The following is a 15,582-nucleotide window of genomic DNA, read 5'->3' as shown; positions in this document are numbered from 1 at the left end:
CGCAACTGACGAAGGGAACCCTCCATGAAGTCCGTCACCGTCACCGGTCCCGACCGCATCGAGTGGGTCGAGGTCGACGAGCCCGAGGTGGGCCCCCGCGACGTGCTGCTGCAGATCAAGGCCTGCGGCATCTGCGGCTCCGACGCGATGTACGCGCACATGGGCGGCATCCCGCCGCGGCAGGGAGCGACGCCGCTCGGGCATGAGCCCGCCGCCGAGGTCGTGGCGATGGGTGAGGATGCGGTGGGCGTGGCCATCGGCGACCACGTCGTGATCGACACGATGCGCTTCACGGACGGCCTGCTGGGATCGGGCGGTGCGCAGGGCGCGCTCACGCCGTTCGTCGTCGTCAAGGACAACGAGCCCGGCGTGCAGCTGCGGGTGATCCCCAAGGAGCTGCCGTGGCACGTCGCCGCGCTCAACGAACCGATGGCCGTCGCGCACCACGCCGTCAACCGCTCCGACGCGAAGGCCGGCGACCGTGCCGTCGTCTTCGGCGCCGGCCCCATCGGCCTCGGCGCCACCATCAGCCTGAAGGCGGCCGGCGTCGCGCACGTCGTCGTCGTCGACGTGCAGCCGTCGCGGCTCGAGATCGCGCTCGAGGTGGGAGCCGACGCCGTCATCGACTCCTCGAGCGAGGACGTCTCCGCACGCCTCATCGAGCTGCACGGCAACGCTCCCGAGGCGTTCGGCAACGAGGGCAGGCCCGCCACCGACGTCTTCATCGACGCGGCGGGCGTCGCATCGGTGATCGAGACCGTGCTCGCGACCGCGAAGCATGGCGCCGTCCTGACGATCCCGGCCGTGCACAAGCGGCCCGTCGAGGTCGACTTCGGCGCGATCCTCATGCAGGAGCTCGACATCCGGATGTCGATGGGCTATCCGACCGAGATCTTCGAGGTCACCGACGCGATCATCGCGAACGCCGACAAGTACGCCAAGATCGTCAGCCACACGCTCCCGTTCGATCAGGCGCTCGAGGCGCTCGAGCTCGCCTCGACGCCCGGCGCGGCGAACAAGGTGGTCGTCGTCTTCGAGTGAGCCGCTCGTCGCGTCGCTCAGTCGATGAGCGGCGCGACGAGCGCGACGAGCGCCGGCCGGTCGGGCTTGCGCATCCGGCCGCGGCGGGGCAGGGCGCCGATCGCGACCACGAGGTCGGGCAGCGCGCCGTGGTCGATGAGGCCTGGCAGTGCCGCCGCGACGCGGCGGGCGAGCGGATGCGCGGCGTCGGGCGCGAGGCCCTCCGGCGCCCCGTCGGGCACGACGGCGACCACGAGCCGGTCGTCGCCGATGGCATCCGGCACGCCGACCATCGCGGCGTCGGCCACGCCGGGCAGCGAGGCGATGATCGGCTCGTACAGGCCGACGTAGACGTTCTGCGTGCCGCGCAGCAGCATGTCCTTCTTCCGCCCCAGCAGCGTGAGCCGGTCGCCGCCGTGGTCGCCCGGCGGCGCGGGGTCGATGCGCGCGAGATCGCCCGTGCGCACCTCGGCGAGCTCGGCCGGCAGCTCGTGCAGGTAGGCGCGCGCGAGGCCGTGGCCCGCGAGCACGAGCTCGCCGTCGTCGATGCGCGCGCGCACGCTCGGCACGATGCGGCCGACGACGTCGCCCTCCGACCGGCGCCCGAGCTTCTCCGCGCCGTCGGCGATCGCGACCGGCAGGATCTCGCTCATGCCGTAGACGCAGCGGATGCGCGCGTCGGGGAAGCGCCGCAGCGCGCGCTCGATGAGCGGCGGCAGCACCGGCGCTCCCCCGAGCGCGATGAGCGACAGGCCGCCCGCCGGTGCACCCCGCTCGTCGAGCAGCCGCAGCATCGCGTCGAGCCCCGCCGGCGAGCAGAAGACCGCCTCGGCGCGGTCGAGCAGCGGGAGGTACCGCTCCGGCGCCGCGCCCGGGTCGAGGCCCGCGGGCGGGAGCGTCCAGTGCGCGCCGGCGATGAGCGCGGGGATGCCGATCATGAGCTGGTCGGTGAGCACGGCGAGGCCCGGCTCGAGCCCGAGACCGTCGCGCACGTCGGTGAGCCCTGCCCCGAGCGACGCGAGCGAGTGGACGACCGCCTTCGGCGTGCCCGTCGTGCCCGAGGTGAAGATGAGCAGCGCGTCGGCGGACGGATCGGGCATCGGCAGCGGGCGCGCCGGCGTGCGCGCGAGCCGGTCGAGGCGCAGCGCGCCGCGGGGCGCGCCGGGCAGTCGGCGTCCGGCGACGATGTGCCGCGCATCCGGCAGCAGCGTCGCGTAGGCGGGCAGGTCGATGCCGCGCGAGCGCGCGATGCGGCGCAGCCCCGGCGCCGAGACGAGGTGCAGCACCGACTCGGCCGCCGTCCACTGCGGCGCCGCGAGCGCGAGCCGCGCCGCGAGCAGCTCGGGACCGGCGCCGAGGTCGACGAACGCGATCGATCCGCCGGCCCGGCAGACGGCGAGCGCGAGCAGCACGGCGTCGAGGCTCGGTCGCACCGAGAACGCGACGCGGTCGCCCGGCTGCATGCCGGCATCCGCGAGCCCGGTCGCCACGCGCGCGATGCGCTCGCCGAGCTGCCCGAAGGTGAGCGTGCGGGTGCCGGCGGTGATGGCCGGGCGATCGGCGTGGTCGCGGGTCGCCTCGAGCACCGCCGCGAGCATGCTCACGCGCGGGCCTCGAGCACGCACTCGGCGAGCGCCGGCAGCAGCTGCCCGCGGGCGTCGCGCCGCTCGACGATGCGGATGCGGCGCCCGTCGGCCTCGACGCGGCGGAGCGCCCCGAGCGCGAGTCGCAGCTGCGCCATCGCGAGCGGCGCGCCGATGCAAAAGTGCTCCCCCGCGCCGAACCAGAGCTGCTTGAGGCCCGTCGCGGCCGAGCCCGCGGGGTCGAAGCCGCCGGCCGCGCGATTCGCGGCATAGGTCGCGATGACGATCCGGTCGCCCGCGCGCACCCGCAGCGGGCCGAGCTCGCGGGGCGCGAGGGTCGCACGCAGCATCACCGGCGTCGGCGTCGTCCACCGGAGGCCCTCGGCGATCGCGCGCTCGCACCGCTCGTCGTCGACGAGCTCGCCGAGCGTGCCGCTGTCGACGAGCAGCGCCACGAGCCGCGGCAGCGCCGACACGATCGTCTCGGTGCCGGTGAGCACGAAGGCCCCGACCGCGCCGAGCGCCTCGCGCTCGTCGAGGCCGAGCCCGCGCAGCCTGCCGGGCACGGTCGACTCGTCGCCGCGGTAGGCGGCGGCGGAGTGCTCGGCGAGCTCGTCGAGCGCGGCCCTCGCGCGCCGCACCTGCGGGGGCGTGAAGCGGGGCCGGGAGAGCCGCACCATGCCCGTGATCGCCGTCACCTCGCGGAAGAGCCGGTCGTCGATCGCGCCGCGGTCGAGGCCGACGAGCAGCGCGATCGCCGCACCCGCCGCCTGCCGGACGTGCGCCGCCAGGTCGACCCGCTCCCCTGCGAGCAGCCGGCGCTCGAGCTCGGCGGCGCCATCCCCGAGCGCGGCCTGCACGAGCGGGTCGACGAAGGCCGGCGCGAAGATGGGCGCGAGCCGCCGCCGCAGCGCGCGGTGGTCGTCGCCGTGCATGTTCACGAGCACGCTCTCGCCCAGCACGGGCGTCCAGAGGTCGCTCGACGCGCCGCGCCCTCGCTTCGAGAACGCCTCGCCGTCGAGCAGCACCTGCCGCGCGAGCCCCGCGTCCTTCACGACGACGCCGATGCCCGGCACTCGCCGCACCGGTCCCGGCACCGCTTCGAGCAGCGGGTAGCCGATCGGGTGCACGGCGCGCATGAGCCGCTCGTCGGCGCGCATGGCCAGCGCGAGGCGGCGCCCGCGATCCCGCTCGACGACCGCGGTCACCGGATGTCCACGTGCTCGGGCCGGTAGGCGTGGTCCTTGTACCAGAGCAGCGTGTTGCGCAGCCCCCACGCCTGCACCCGCCGCGACGAGCCGCGCACGACGACGTCGCGGCGGCTCGCGTAGCTGCCGGTGAGGCGCCGCACCGCGTTGACGAGCGCGCGATCCTCGTGCAGCTCCTCGATCGCGGTGCGCGGGAAGCCGCCGCTCGCGACGTACATCGAGGCCGTGATGGCGACGTTGCAGCCGGCCGTCATGACGTAGGGCCCGTGGAACTCGGGGCCGTTGTTCGACGGCCGCACGACGCCGAACGCGGTCGCGAGCGCCACCGCGCCGCGCAGGGCGGCCCGCGTCGCGAGCCCGAGCCCCTCGTCATGCCGCGGCACGAGCAGCCCCGCGACGAGCTCGAGACCGAGGCCGCCGTCGCTGCGCGGCGTGAGGGCGTGGCGGATGCGCGCCGTCCAGTCGAGCCGCGGCAAGCAGTCGGCGTCGGTGCGCGCGAGCATCGTGGCGCCGTCGGCGATTGCGGCGCGCATGCCCGTGTCGGCCGCTGCGCCCGTGCCCTTCTGCGGCTCGTCGACGACCCGCCAGCGCGAGAGCCCCCGCTCGGCCGCGAACCGCTCGATCACCGCGCGGGAGCCGTCCGTCGAGCCGTTGTCGACGAACCAGACGTCGACGTCGCCGTCGCGCTGCGCGGCGAGGTGCTCGAGCGTGGGCCGGATGCCGGTCGCCTCCTGGAAGACGGGCACGATGACGGCGAGTCGCTGCGGCGACGTCGGGCGGCGCGCCTGCTCCGCGCTCACAGCCGGACCACCGCGGCGCCGAGGCTGATGCCGCCCGCGAGGCCGACGAGCAGCACGAGGCTCCCCGGCCCGACGAGACCGGCGTCGAGCGCGTGCCGCAGCTGCACCGGGAGGGTCGCGGAGGCGAGGTTGCCGTGCTGGGCGACGGTCGGCAGGATGCGGTCGACCGCGAGCCCGAGCCGCTCGGCGATGGGCGCGAGGTGCGGTTCGGCGACCTGGTGCATGAGCACGAGGTCGAGGTCGTCGAGCGCGACGCCGCTGCGCGCGAGCAGGTCGGTGATGAGCTCCGGGCCGAGGGCGAGGAACGCCCGCTGCAGCGCGCGGCCGTCGATGTCGAAGTAGGTGGCGTCGAGGTCGCGCGGTCGCATCGAGCCGCCCATCGGCAGCGTGCCGATGCGCCAGTGCCGCGAGGCGGCCGAGAACGCGAGCCCGACGATGCCGCGCGAGCCCGCGCGCTCGGGCACCGCCTCGAGCACGAGCGCGGCCCCCGCGTCGCTCATCGAGTAGCCCGGGAAGGAGCGCACGAACTGGTGCCGATCCGCGACCTTCCAGCGCACCGCGCTCGTCGGCGTCTCCCCGCTCGCGATGAGGACGCGCCGCGCCTGCCCGCTCACGATCAGGCCGTGCGCGACCTGCATGGCGTTGAGCACCGAGTTGCACGCGTTCTTGACGTCGAAGACGGGCACGTCGAGGCCGAGCGCATCCGCGACGATGTGCGAGGTCGCGGGCTCGAGCAGATCCTGGCTCGCGCTCGCGAACAGCAGCAGGTCGACCGGCTCGGGCGAGGCGTCGAGCGCCTGCCGCGCCGCGTGCGCGGCGAGGTCGGATGCCTGCTCGCCCGGCTCGCGCTCGTGCACGCCCTGCACCCCGGTCATCCGCCGGATCAGCCCGAGCGGCAGCGCGACGCCCGGGTTCTCGTCGCGCAGCCGCGCCTCGGTCTCGTCGGTGGTGCGGATCCTCGCCGGCAGGTGCGCGCCGACAGCGGCGATGGCAGAGGTGAGGAGCACGTCGCGAGCGTATCGACGGCGGCGGCCTCTCGTGCTGTGCGCGGCGGGAGGGCCTGCAGGAGCAGGGCCGAGCCCCGCCGTCAGGCGGTCGCGGGAGCGAGCGCCTCGAGCGCGCGGACGCGCTCCCCCGTCGCTCGTCGGCGCGCTCCGCGAAGCGAGAGGAACGCCGCGACCAGGCCGCCGCCGAGCCACAGCACGAGCATGACCGCCGCGCCGCCCGCGCCGCCGGTGCCCGCCGCGATCGCCTGCAGCGCGTCGACCGCGGGCGTCATCGGCAGCACCGGGGCGATCGCATCGAAGCCCGGGCCGAGCACGTCGCGCGGCACGATGCCCCCGGCGGCGACGGCCTGCAGGCCGAGCAGCACGACCGAGACGATCGCGCCGGCGGCGCCCCACCACGAGACGAACGCGACGTGCAGCAGGGTCGCGACGCCGCCGAACAGCAGCGCGATCGCGAGCGTCGCCGGCGCCGAGGCCCACGAGACCCCGCCGATGCCGTGCACGACGAGCGTCGCGAGCGCCGCTTGCGCGATGACGACCCACGACGAGCGGATGAGCATGGTCATGAGCACGCGACCGTCCGACTCCGCCGACGCCGCGATGCGACGAGCGGAGCGGGCGAGCACGAGCACGAGGGCGAGCGCCCCGAGCCACAGGCCGATCGGCACCGCGAGCGCCGCGATGCGCGCCTCGCCGCTCGGGAGCGCGTTCCGCTCCTCGAGGTCGAAGCCGACCGGGTTCGTCGCGACGTCCGAGAGGTTCTCGAGCTCGGCGTCGCTCAGCTGCGGCATCGCCGCGATGCCCTCGCGCAGCCCGTCGCCGAGCTCGCCGCCGCCGTCGCCAAGCTGCGTCGCGCCCGACTGCGCCGATCGCGCACCGGCCGCGAGCTGGACCGCGCCCGACTCGAGCTCGCCGAGACCGTCGCCGAGCGCCGCGGTGCCGTCGGCGAGCTGGCGCGCTCCGGTGACCGAGGCGCCGAAGCCCGCGTCGAGCTGCGCGGCGCCATCGGCGAGCTGCGACGCTCCGCTGCGGATCCCGGGCCCGGCCGCGACGATCTGCGACGCCGCGCCCGAGAGCTGCGAGAGCGGCGCGGTCGCCTGGCCGAGCCCGGCGGTGAGCTGGCCGCCGATGTCCTGCTGCCCGAGCTGGCCGAGCCCGCCCGCGAGCTGGCGCGCCGTCGCGAGCGCGGCCGGATCGTTCGGGTCGGCCTCGAGCAGCTGCACGAGCTGCGCCGCTGCCCCCGCCGATGCGTCGATCGACTGCTCGAGCTGGCCGATGCCGCCCGCGTCGGCCGCGCCCGCGAGCCCCGCATCGAGCTGGGCGACGGCCTGCTGCACGCCGCCGGCGAAGCTGTCGACGCCGCGCGAGTACTGGTCGACACCGTCGCTGAGCGCGCCGGCACCGTCGGCGATCCCGCCGATGCCGGTCGCCGCGGCGCCGAGTCCGTCGGCGAGCTGGTCGGCGCCGGCCGCGAGCTGCGCCGCGCCGTCCTGCGCGCCGCCCGCGCCGTCGGCGAGCTGGTCCACGCCATCGGCGAGCTCGCCGAGGCCGGTCGCGAGCTCCGTACCGCCCGAGCCGAGCGCATCCGCGCCGTCGGCCGCGCTGCCCAGCTGCTCGGCGAGCGTGCCGAACCCGCCGTAGAGCCCCGAGATGAAGCCCGAGGTGACGAGGTCGCCGAAGGACGCGACGATCGACTCCCCGGTCTCGGTCGCGAGACCCGTCGCGAGCCCATCGCTCGACGCGTCGGTGACGATCTCGATGCCCGCCTGCTGGGGGTCGTCGCCCTGCAGGCTCGTGACGCGCCGCGAGAAGTCCTCCGGGATCGTGACCACCGCGTGCACCGTGCCGTCGGCGAGCGCCGCAGCGGCGTCGTCGGCGTTCAGGATGCGGAAGTCGAAGCCGTCGGCATCGTCGGCGACGAGGTCGGTGACGACCTGGCGGCCGGCGAACATCGTCGACTCGGTGCCGTCCTCCGCGGTCGTCGTGAGCAGCTCGTCGAGGTTCACGACCGCTGCGGGCACGTCGCGCTCGCCGTCGGCGGCCGGTCCCATCGACCAGGCGGCGAACGCCGCGATCGCGAAGGGTGTGGCGGCCGCGGCCGTCAGGGCGACGGCCTTCTTGAGGCCCGTAGCGGTGGTCATCGGTCTGCTCCCGTGGTCGCGAGCGCCTCGGTGGGCGCCGCGTCGGTGTCGGTCTGATCGGAGTCGGATGCGGTGGCGCGGTCCTCGACGGCCGCGTCGGCGGGCGCGAGGTCGATCGCCGCGCGCCCGTGGGCCTCGGGCGAGCGCTCGCTCGTGACGATCGTGACGTCGTCGCCCGCGAGCCTCGCCGCGACGCGAGCGACGCCGGCGGGGGCGCCCGCGGCTCCGTCGATCCACAGCAGGCTCGGGCCGCGCTCCATCGCGATCGCGAGCAGCACCGCGGCACGCTCGAGCGGCGCGAGGCGAGCGAGCGGCGCCGAGGCGTCGATCGGCGTGCCGGCCGCGGCGGCCGCCCGCTCGACGAGCGCGGTCGCGCGCCGGTCGAGCACGGGGCCGATCGCGAAGGGCGAGCGGAGCGCGAGGGCGCCGCGCGCGGCGTCGTGCGCCGACTCGCCGTGCCCGCCGACGCCGAGCAGGTCGAGGTCGGCGAGCCCGATGCGCGTGCGCAGCGTGCTGACGTCGCCGGGCAGCGCGGCACCTCCCACGTGCGCGCCCCCGCGAGCGGGGATGTCCCCCAGCAGCGCGTGCACGAGCCGCTGGCGGTCGACGAACGGTGCGTCGAGCCGCACGACCGCGCCGCGCGGCGCGATGACGGTCCACGAGGCGCTGCCGGGCAGGTCGTGATCGATCTCGGGCCGCAAGCGGTCGAGCGCGAGGTGACCGCCGGCATCCGCCGCCCACGCGAGAGCAGCGCGGTGGCGGCCGAGGCTCTCGCCCTCGACGTCCATGTCGGGCAGCGCGCGGTCGAGCCAGCGCGGCAGCCACCACGCCCGCTCCCCCAGCAGCGTCATGACCGCCGGGATGAGCGTCATGCGCACGAGGAACGCGTCGACCGCGACGCCCACGGCCAGGCCGAGCGCGATCGCCTTGATCATCGCCATGCCCTCGGGCACGAAGGCGAAGAAGACGAAGAACATGATGAGCGCCGCCGCGGTGACGACGCGGGCGTTGGCGGCGAAGCCGTGCCGCACCGCGCTCACGGCGCTGTGGCCGTGCGCGTGGGCCTCGCGCATCCCCGAGACGAGGAACACCTGGTAGTCCATCGCAAGGCCGAACAGCACCGCCATGAGCAGCACGGGCATGAACGACAGGATCGGGCCTGCCTCCGCGTGCAGCAGCTCGGCACCCCAGCCCCACTGCATGACGGCGACGACGGTGCCGAAGGCGGCGAGCACCGAGAGCACGAAGCCGATCGCCGCGGTGATGGGCACGAGGATCGAGCGGAAGACGAGCAGCAGCAGCACGATCGCGAGCGTCACGACCACGAGCCCGAACGGGAGCAGCGCATCCTGCAGCCGCTGCGACACGTCGATCTGCACGGCGGTCGCGCCGGTGACCGAGATGGGCGTGTCGTGCGCCGCCTCGATGTCGGGCGCCGCGTCGCGGATGGCGCGCACGAGCTCCGCGGTCGCGTGATCGGTCGGGCCGGTCTCGGCGATCACCTGGATGATCGCGGTGTCCGCGGTCTCGTCGGGGAAGGCGCTGCCGATGCGGTCGACGCCGGGGATCTCCTCGAGGTCGGCCGAGATGTCGTCCAGCACGCCGAGGATGTCGGTCACCTGCGTGATGTCGGCCATCACCACGAGCGGGCCGGTCGTGCCGTCGCCGAAGCCCTCCTGCAGCAGGTCGTAGGCGATGCGCTGCGTCGAACCGCGCGCCTCGCGGCCGTTGTCGGGCAGCGCGAGCTCGAGGCTCGCGGCCGGCACGGCAGCGATGCCGACGACGGCGAGCACGCCGACGATCGCGAGCACGGGCCGCTTCGTGATGCCCGTCACCCACCGCATCCCGAGCGTGGGCGACGCGTCGACGTCGCGCTCCGCGAGCCGGGCGGCGCGGCTGCCGGCCTTGGGCCGCAGCCGCTCGCCGAGCAGCGCCATGATCGCCGGCAGCAGCGTGGCGGCGGCCGCGACGGCGATCGCGACCGACGCGGCGGCGCCGATGCCCATGACGGAGAGGAACGGGATGCCCACGATGAGCAGGCCGACGAGCGCGATGACGACCGTGAGGCCCGCGAAGAGCACAGCCGTGCCCGCGGTGCCGACGGCGAGCGAGCCCGACTCGACGATGCCCATGCCGCGCGCGAGCTGCGTGCGGTGCTTGTGGAGGATGAAGAGCGCGTAGTCGATCCCGACGGCGAGGCCGATCATGAGCGCCATGAGCGGCGCGGAGTTCGACACCGTCATGAGCGCCGATGCGCCGAGCACCCCGCCCATCGTGATGCCGACGCCGATGAGCGCGGTGAGCAGCGGCAGCCCCGCGGCGAGGAACGACCAAAACGTCACGAACAGCACGACGCCGGCGAACAGCACGCCGAGCCCCTCCACCCACGAGATGGGCACGCTCGTGGCCTGGAACACCTGGCCGCCGAACTCGACGGTCAGGCCGTCGGCCCGAGGGGAATCCGCCGTCGCCACGAGGTCGGCGAGCCCAGCGGGCTTCGCGCCGGAGCCCTGCGGCTCGAACTGCACCTGCGTGTAGGCGAAGCGCCCGTCGTCGGAGATCTGCGCGGAGGCGTACTCGCTCCACGGCTCGACGACGCTCGCGACGTCGTCGACGCCAGCGATCTCGGTCGCCTGCTGCTGGATCGCGTCGCGGTGGTCCTCGACGAGCTCGCCCTCGGGCGCCTGGAAGACGATCTGCACCGACGAGCCGGCGACCTGGGGGAAGACGCTCGCGAGGTGGTCGAGCGCCTCCTGCGACTCGGTGCCGGGGATGGCGAACGACTCCTGCATGTTGGGGCCGAGCGCGAAGGCGCCACCGAGCACGCCGCCCAGCAGCGCGGCCCAGGCGACGATGACGAGCCAGGCGCGGCGCATGGATGCGGCGCCGACGCGGGAGAGCCAGGTGGCCATCAGGCGTCCCGACCGGTCGTGGCTGCGGCGGGGACGATGGCGGGCATGCAGAGCTCCAGGAGGGTGTCGATGAGGATCTCGCGCATCTCGGCGGGATCGGGGTGCTCGTGCGAGTCGTCGAGCGCATCGCCGAGGATGAAGGCGACGCCGGCGAGGCCGATCGAGAGGCGCGTGAGCACTCGGGTGGAGGGGGCCTCGAGCACGAGGGTGCGGGCGATCGCGTCGACGATCTCGTTGCCGCGCTGGATGACCGGCACCTGCTGGAGGGCGCCGCGCTGGCTGATGAAGATCGAGACGGCGGCGCTGTGCTGCATGAGCGTGTCGACGAACCCCGTGACGAGCGCCGGGGCGGCCGAGACCTTGTCGTCGCGCAGCTGCGGGAGCGCATCGATGAGGGTCGCGAGCGCGTCGAGGGCGGGCGCCATCGCCGCCTCGAGCAGCGCCTCCTTCGAGTCGAAGTGGTACAGCACCGACGACTTCGAGGTGCCGACGTCGTCGGCGATCTGCTGGATCGATGAGCCCAGGTAGCCGAAGCGGGCGAAGCGCTCGAGCGCCGCCTGGACGAGGGTGTCGCGAGTGGTCACGATCCACCAGCATACTGACCGATCGGTCAGAAGTCGACCGATCGGTCAGGAGGCTGCTCTTCAGCACTCGCCGGTAGGTTGTTCGCGACGAGGAGGCATCATGCGCAAGTACCTGTTCAACCCCGGCGTGCTGGGCTCGATCGCCGGCGCCATCGGCGTGGCGAAGGCGACGAAGCAGGGCCCGAGGGACTGGCGCCTCGGACTGCTCTGGGCCAGCTGGGCGATCGGCGTCGCCCTCGCACTCGGCGCCGTGAACCAGCGCGAGGACGCCATCCGCCAGGACGAGCTCGAGCGCGAGCTGAAGAAGGCGGCGAAGCGCAAGTGACCGACCGCGTCGTCGTCGTCGGCGACGCCCTGGTCGACGAGGTCGACGGCGCGTCGATCGTCGGCGGCGCAGCGCTCAACGTCGCGGTGGGGCTGTCGCGGCTCGGTGTGCCGGCGCAGCTCATCGCGATGGTCGGCGACGACGAGGCCGGCCGGCTCGTGCGCGAGCACTGCGCGGCGCACGGCGTCGAGCTCGTCGCGACCGCAGCACCGCGCGGCACCGCCGTCGCCACCGCCGTTCGCGACGGCGGCACGATGCGCTACGAGTTCAACGCCGCGGGCACGTCGCGCTTCGTCGAGCTGCGCGACCAGCGCGCGGCGCTCGAGTCGGCGCCGCTCGTGCTCGTCTCGTGCCTCGCGCTCGAGCACGAGGCACAGGTCGCGCCGCTCGCGGCCCTCCCCGGCGCTCGCGAGCGCCTCATGCTCGACCCGAACGCCCGACCGGCGTACCTGCGCGAGCCCGGCGCCGTCGCACGCTTCGCGGCGGGGCTCGACCTGCTCGCGTCGAGATCGCTGCTCGTGAAGCTGAGCGACGAGGACGCCGAGCTCGTCTACGGCGAGGACGCGAGTGCGACCGCATCGAGGTGGCTCGGCTCGGGCGCCGGTGCAGTCGCGATCACGCGCGGACCGGACGGCGCGACGCTCGCCACCGCCCAGGGCTGGATCGACGCGTTCGTGCCTGAGCTGCACGAGCCGATCGTCGACACCATCGGCGCGGGCGACAGCGTGCTCGCGTCGCTCGCCGCATCGGTGCTCGCGGGCGAGCACACGGGCGGATGGGCCGCCCCGCTCGAGCGCGCGATGGCCGTCGCTGCCGCCACGACGCGCGTCGCCGGCGGGCTGCTGCAGCTGCCCCGCTGAGGCACTCCCGGGCCGCTCGCGCCACCCGCGGCGGAGTGGCCCGCGGCCGCCCGCCTACCATGGTGCAATGGCACTCAAGTCCCTCGATCAGTCGTCGAAGCTGAAGCACGTCCTCTACGAGATCCGGGGGCCCGTGGCCGCCGAGGCGGCGCGGCTCGAGGCGGAGGGGCACCGCATCCTCAAGCTCAACATCGGCAATCCCGCGCCCTTCGGGTTCGAGACGCCCGACACGATCCTGCAGGACATCATCGCCAACCTGCCGCTCGCGGAGGGGTACTCCGACTCGAAGGGCATCCTCTCCGCCCGGCGCGCGGTGGTCACGCGCTACGAGGACGTCGAGGGCTTCCCGCGGCTCTCGGTCGACGACGTGTACCTCGGCAACGGCGTGTCCGAGCTCATCACCATGACGATGCAGGCGCTGCTCGACGCCGGCGACGAGGTGCTGATCCCCGCGCCCGACTACCCCCTGTGGACGGCCATGACGTCGCTCGGCGGTGGCACGCCCATCCACTACCTGTGCGACGAGGGGCTCGACTGGGCGCCGGATCTCGCCGACATCGAGGCGAAGATCACGCCGCGCACGAAGGCGATCGTCGTCATCAACCCCAACAACCCCACCGGCGCGGTCTACTCGCGCGAGGTGCTGCAGGGCATCGTCGACCTCGCCCGCAAGCACTCGCTGCTGATCCTCGCCGACGAGATCTACGACCGCATCCTCTACGACGACGCCGAGCACGTCTCGATCGCGACGCTCGCGCCCGACCTGCTCGTGCTCACCTACAACGGCCTGTCGAAGACGTACCGCGCAGCCGGGTTCCGCGCCGCGTGGCTCGCGATCACAGGCCCCAAGGAGCACGCGAAGGGCTTCCTCGAGGGCCTGACGCTGCTCGCCTCCACGCGACTGTGCCCGAACGTGCCGGCCCAGTACGGCATCCAGGTCGCGCTCGGCGGCCACCAGTCGATCGAGGATCTCATCCTCCCCGGCGGCCGGCTGCTCGAGCAGCGCGACGCCGCCGTGCAGGGCCTGAACCGCATCCCTGGCGTGAGCGTCGTGACACCCAAGGGCGCGCTGTACGCGTTCCCGCGGCTCGATCCTGAGGTGCACGAGATCCACGACGACGCGCAGTTCGCGCTCGACCTGCTGCGGCAGGAGAAGATCCTCATCACGCACGGCACGGGCTTCAACTGGCCGACGAACGACCACTTCCGCATCGTCACGCTGCCCTGGAAGCGCGACCTCGTCGACGCCGTCGACCGCATCGGGAGCTTCCTCAGCGCGTACCGGCAGTAGCGGCGCGCGCGCCGATTGTGCGGAGCGGTTTGTACCCCACTACTGTTCGACGGTGGAAACATCCCGGCCCTCGCGAACGGTCCACTCCGAAGAGGAGATCGCTCGCATCCTGCTCCAGCTCGCCACCCTCGCCACCGATCACGAGAGCCTGCGATCGTGGGGCGAGACGCCCGACGTCCCGCTCGAGCGACTCGTCGCGATCGAGACGCTCACCTACGTGCGGCTCGCGGGACGCGATGCCGACGGTGAGCCGATCGTGCTGATGCTGCTGGACGGCGCATGGGAGCGCATCTTCTGATCGACGGTCGCGGGGTGTCCCCCACCTGGGTTACATTTGGGACATAGCCGAACATCAAGTTCCGAACGTCGTCAACGCGGTCTCCGGGGCCGACGAGATCCTCGCCCTCCCCCACGCCACCGTCACAGGTCTCACCGACCTTCACTCCTCCGCACCCCTCGCCACGCTGCTCGACCCGGCGATCCTGCTCGTCCCCGCCGCAGTCGTCGCCTTCGCACTCATCGTCGCGGTCGGCGTCTTCGTCCTGCGATGGGCGATCCTCCGCCGCAATCCCGAGCTGGTCGAAGAGCCCGTCTCGGCGGCTCCCCCGGCACCCGGACCGTAGCCGCCCGAGGCGGCGGCCCGACGACGAATGCCCGGCAGGCTCGTCGGGTGCGTCGCCTCCGTGCCGTCGCGGTCGTCGATGGACGAGCTGCTGGACGCCGAGAACGACGAAGGCCCGGTCAGGATCGCTCCTGACCGGGCCTTGCTGGTACACCCCCCGGGACTCGAACCCGGAACCAATTGATTAAGAGTCAACTGCTCTGCCAATTGAGCTAGAGGTGCATGGCCGCTCCACCGCAGTGTCGCTACCGAGGATCAAGCGTAGCACGACCTCGGCGCCTGCGCCCAGCGGCGCCCGACGCTGGTTGGATGGAGGGGATGACGCACCTCGCTCCCGGCATGCCCGCGCCCGACTTCACCCTGCCCGACCAGCACGGCGAGCAGGTCTCGCTCGCGTCGCTACGCGGGAGTCGGGTGATCGTCTACTTCTACCCTGAGGCGCTCACCTCCGCCTGCAAGCAGCAGGCGTGCGACTTCCGCGACGCCCTGCCCGACCTCAGCCGGCACGGCTACACGGTGCTCGGCATCTCGCGCGACAGCGTCGAGAAGCTCGCGCGCGCGAGCGAGCTCGACGCGCTCCCGTTCCCGCTGCTGAGCGACGCCGACCTCGCTGTGCACCTCGCGTGGGGCACGTTCGGCGAGAAGAACAGCTACGGCCGGATCGTGCAGGGTGTGCGCCGGTCGACGTTCGTCATCGACGAGGCGGGGATCATCACCCACGCCTTCTACAGCACGCGCGCCAAGGGCCACCTCGAGATGCTCGACAAGCGGCTCGCGTTCAGCGGCTGACGGCGATCACTGCTCGCGGCGCAGCCAACCCGTGACGCTGCGCCGCAGCACGAGCACGAATCCCGCGGCCGAGAGGCCGACGAGCACGAGCGCGAGCGGGACCGGGCCCTCGCCGCCGTCGAAGGTGCCGAACCCGACGCCGAGCTGCAGCACCTGCCAGACGACGGTCGCGCTGCGCGACCATGCTCGGCCGTCGAGCATCGCGCGCCCCGCCGCGAGCAGGAAGGCCGCGGCAGCCGCGCAGAGCACCGCCAGGAACAAGCCGCCGGCGATGTGCTCGACCGGATCGCCGAGGGCGCCGATGGTCAGCCAGACCGCGACCGCGAGCATGCCGAGCGCCTCCACGAGGAGGATCGCGGCCGTCCATGTCGCCGTCCGCGGACGTGCTTCAGAACCTTCGCTCACGGAAGTGACCCTTGCCTCTCTGGGGGCGCTGTGAA

The 15,582-nt window shown here is 73.8% G+C and carries 14 protein-coding genes and 1 tRNA gene; 6 read left to right on the top strand and 9 right to left on the bottom strand.

Going from position 1 to position 15,582, the window contains the following annotated elements:
- The first annotated feature begins 24 nt into the window (after positions 1-24).
- Positions 25-1,041 carry a zinc-dependent alcohol dehydrogenase gene (locus ABD106_RS12825; protein WP_343920951.1) on the top strand — a complete coding sequence of 339 codons (1,017 nt, stop codon included), beginning with the start codon at positions 25-27 and terminating at the stop codon, positions 1,039-1,041.
- Between the two features lie 17 nt (positions 1,042-1,058).
- Here ABD106_RS12825 and ABD106_RS12820 read toward each other — a convergent pair whose 3' ends face one another.
- The 7 genes from ABD106_RS12820 to ABD106_RS12790 form a co-directional block, all read right to left on the bottom strand.
- Positions 1,059-2,618, bottom strand: coding sequence for a class I adenylate-forming enzyme family protein (locus ABD106_RS12820; protein ID WP_343921087.1), 1,560 nt, complete (start codon positions 2,616-2,618; stop codon positions 1,059-1,061).
- 2 nt (positions 2,619-2,620) lie between these two features.
- Entirely contained in the window at positions 2,621-3,811 is a 1,191-nt protein-coding gene (locus tag ABD106_RS12815) for a cytochrome P450 (protein WP_343920949.1), read from the bottom strand.
- Complete coding sequence (locus ABD106_RS12810; RefSeq protein WP_343920947.1) at positions 3,808-4,611, bottom strand: glycosyltransferase family A protein; 804 nt, start codon at positions 4,609-4,611, stop codon at positions 3,808-3,810. The genes ABD106_RS12815 and ABD106_RS12810 overlap by 4 nt, the downstream gene beginning before the upstream one ends.
- Entirely contained in the window at positions 4,608-5,618 is a 1,011-nt protein-coding gene (locus ABD106_RS12805; RefSeq protein WP_343920945.1) for a 3-oxoacyl-ACP synthase III family protein, read from the bottom strand. The genes ABD106_RS12810 and ABD106_RS12805 overlap by 4 nt, the downstream gene beginning before the upstream one ends.
- 80 nt (positions 5,619-5,698) lie before the next feature.
- Positions 5,699-7,759, bottom strand: coding sequence for a hypothetical protein (locus ABD106_RS12800; RefSeq protein ID WP_343920943.1), 2,061 nt, complete (start codon positions 7,757-7,759; stop codon positions 5,699-5,701).
- Positions 7,756-10,671 (bottom strand): MMPL family transporter, encoded by a 2,916-nt coding sequence (locus ABD106_RS12795; RefSeq protein WP_343920941.1) that lies wholly within the window; start codon positions 10,669-10,671, stop codon positions 7,756-7,758. The genes ABD106_RS12800 and ABD106_RS12795 overlap by 4 nt, the downstream gene beginning before the upstream one ends.
- Entirely contained in the window at positions 10,671-11,255 is a 585-nt protein-coding gene (locus tag ABD106_RS12790; protein WP_343920939.1) for a TetR/AcrR family transcriptional regulator, read from the bottom strand. Before ABD106_RS12790 ends, ABD106_RS12795 begins: the two co-directional genes overlap by 1 nt.
- Positions 11,256-11,355: 100 nt before the next feature.
- Here ABD106_RS12790 and ABD106_RS12785 point away from each other — a divergent pair, with 100 nt between their 5' ends.
- From ABD106_RS12785 to ABD106_RS12770, 4 genes are all read left to right on the top strand, one after another.
- Entirely contained in the window at positions 11,356-11,580 is a 225-nt protein-coding gene (locus ABD106_RS12785) for a hypothetical protein (protein ID WP_343920937.1), read from the top strand.
- Positions 11,577-12,440, top strand: coding sequence for a carbohydrate kinase family protein (locus ABD106_RS12780; RefSeq protein ID WP_343920935.1), 864 nt, complete (start codon positions 11,577-11,579; stop codon positions 12,438-12,440). Before ABD106_RS12785 ends, ABD106_RS12780 begins: the two co-directional genes overlap by 4 nt.
- 67 nt (positions 12,441-12,507) lie before the next feature.
- The gene (locus ABD106_RS12775; RefSeq protein ID WP_343920933.1) at positions 12,508-13,731 is read left to right on the top strand and encodes a pyridoxal phosphate-dependent aminotransferase; all 1,224 of its coding nucleotides are present in this window, start codon (positions 12,508-12,510) and stop codon (positions 13,729-13,731) included.
- A 52-nt stretch (positions 13,732-13,783) separates the two neighbouring features.
- A complete protein-coding gene (locus tag ABD106_RS12770; protein ID WP_343920931.1) occupies positions 13,784-14,029 on the top strand; it encodes a hypothetical protein in 246 nt (81 codons plus the stop codon).
- A gap of 470 nt (positions 14,030-14,499) precedes the next feature.
- Here ABD106_RS12770 and ABD106_RS12765 read toward each other — a convergent pair.
- Positions 14,500-14,575, bottom strand: a tRNA-Lys gene (locus tag ABD106_RS12765).
- A gap of 96 nt (positions 14,576-14,671) precedes the next feature.
- Between ABD106_RS12765 and bcp the strand changes: the two genes are divergently transcribed.
- Positions 14,672-15,142 (top strand): thioredoxin-dependent thiol peroxidase, encoded by a 471-nt coding sequence (gene bcp, locus ABD106_RS12760; RefSeq protein WP_343920929.1) that lies wholly within the window; start codon positions 14,672-14,674, stop codon positions 15,140-15,142.
- Between the two features lie 6 nt (positions 15,143-15,148).
- Here bcp and ABD106_RS12755 read toward each other — a convergent pair whose 3' ends face one another.
- Positions 15,149-15,547, bottom strand: coding sequence for a hypothetical protein (locus tag ABD106_RS12755; RefSeq protein WP_343920927.1), 399 nt, complete (start codon positions 15,545-15,547; stop codon positions 15,149-15,151).
- Positions 15,548-15,582 lie beyond the last annotated feature (35 nt).

The sequence above is a fragment of the Agrococcus citreus genome (assembly GCF_039527715.1).
Lineage (GTDB): Bacteria > Actinomycetota > Actinomycetes > Actinomycetales > Microbacteriaceae > Agrococcus > Agrococcus citreus.
Note: the sequence above shows the minus strand (reverse complement) of the source record. Positions and strands in the feature narration are given on the sequence as shown.

Bases quoted from the DNA above. Each gene is read 5' to 3' on its own strand.
- ABD106_RS12795 (WP_343920941.1), bottom strand. From the start codon at position 10,671: ATGGCCACCTGGCTCTCCCGCGTCGGCGCCGCATCCATGCGCCGCGCC.
- bcp (WP_343920929.1), top strand. From the start codon at position 14,672: ATGACGCACCTCGCTCCCGGCATGCCCGCGCCCGACTTCACCCTGCCC.
- ABD106_RS12800 (WP_343920943.1), bottom strand. From the start codon at position 7,759: ATGACCACCGCTACGGGCCTCAAGAAGGCCGTCGCCCTGACGGCCGCG.
- ABD106_RS12825 (WP_343920951.1), top strand. From the start codon at position 25: ATGAAGTCCGTCACCGTCACCGGTCCCGACCGCATCGAGTGGGTCGAG.
- ABD106_RS12820 (WP_343921087.1), bottom strand. From the start codon at position 2,618: ATGCTCGCGGCGGTGCTCGAGGCGACCCGCGACCACGCCGATCGCCCG.
- ABD106_RS12775 (WP_343920933.1), top strand. From the start codon at position 12,508: ATGGCACTCAAGTCCCTCGATCAGTCGTCGAAGCTGAAGCACGTCCTC.
- ABD106_RS12785 (WP_343920937.1), top strand. From the start codon at position 11,356: ATGCGCAAGTACCTGTTCAACCCCGGCGTGCTGGGCTCGATCGCCGGC.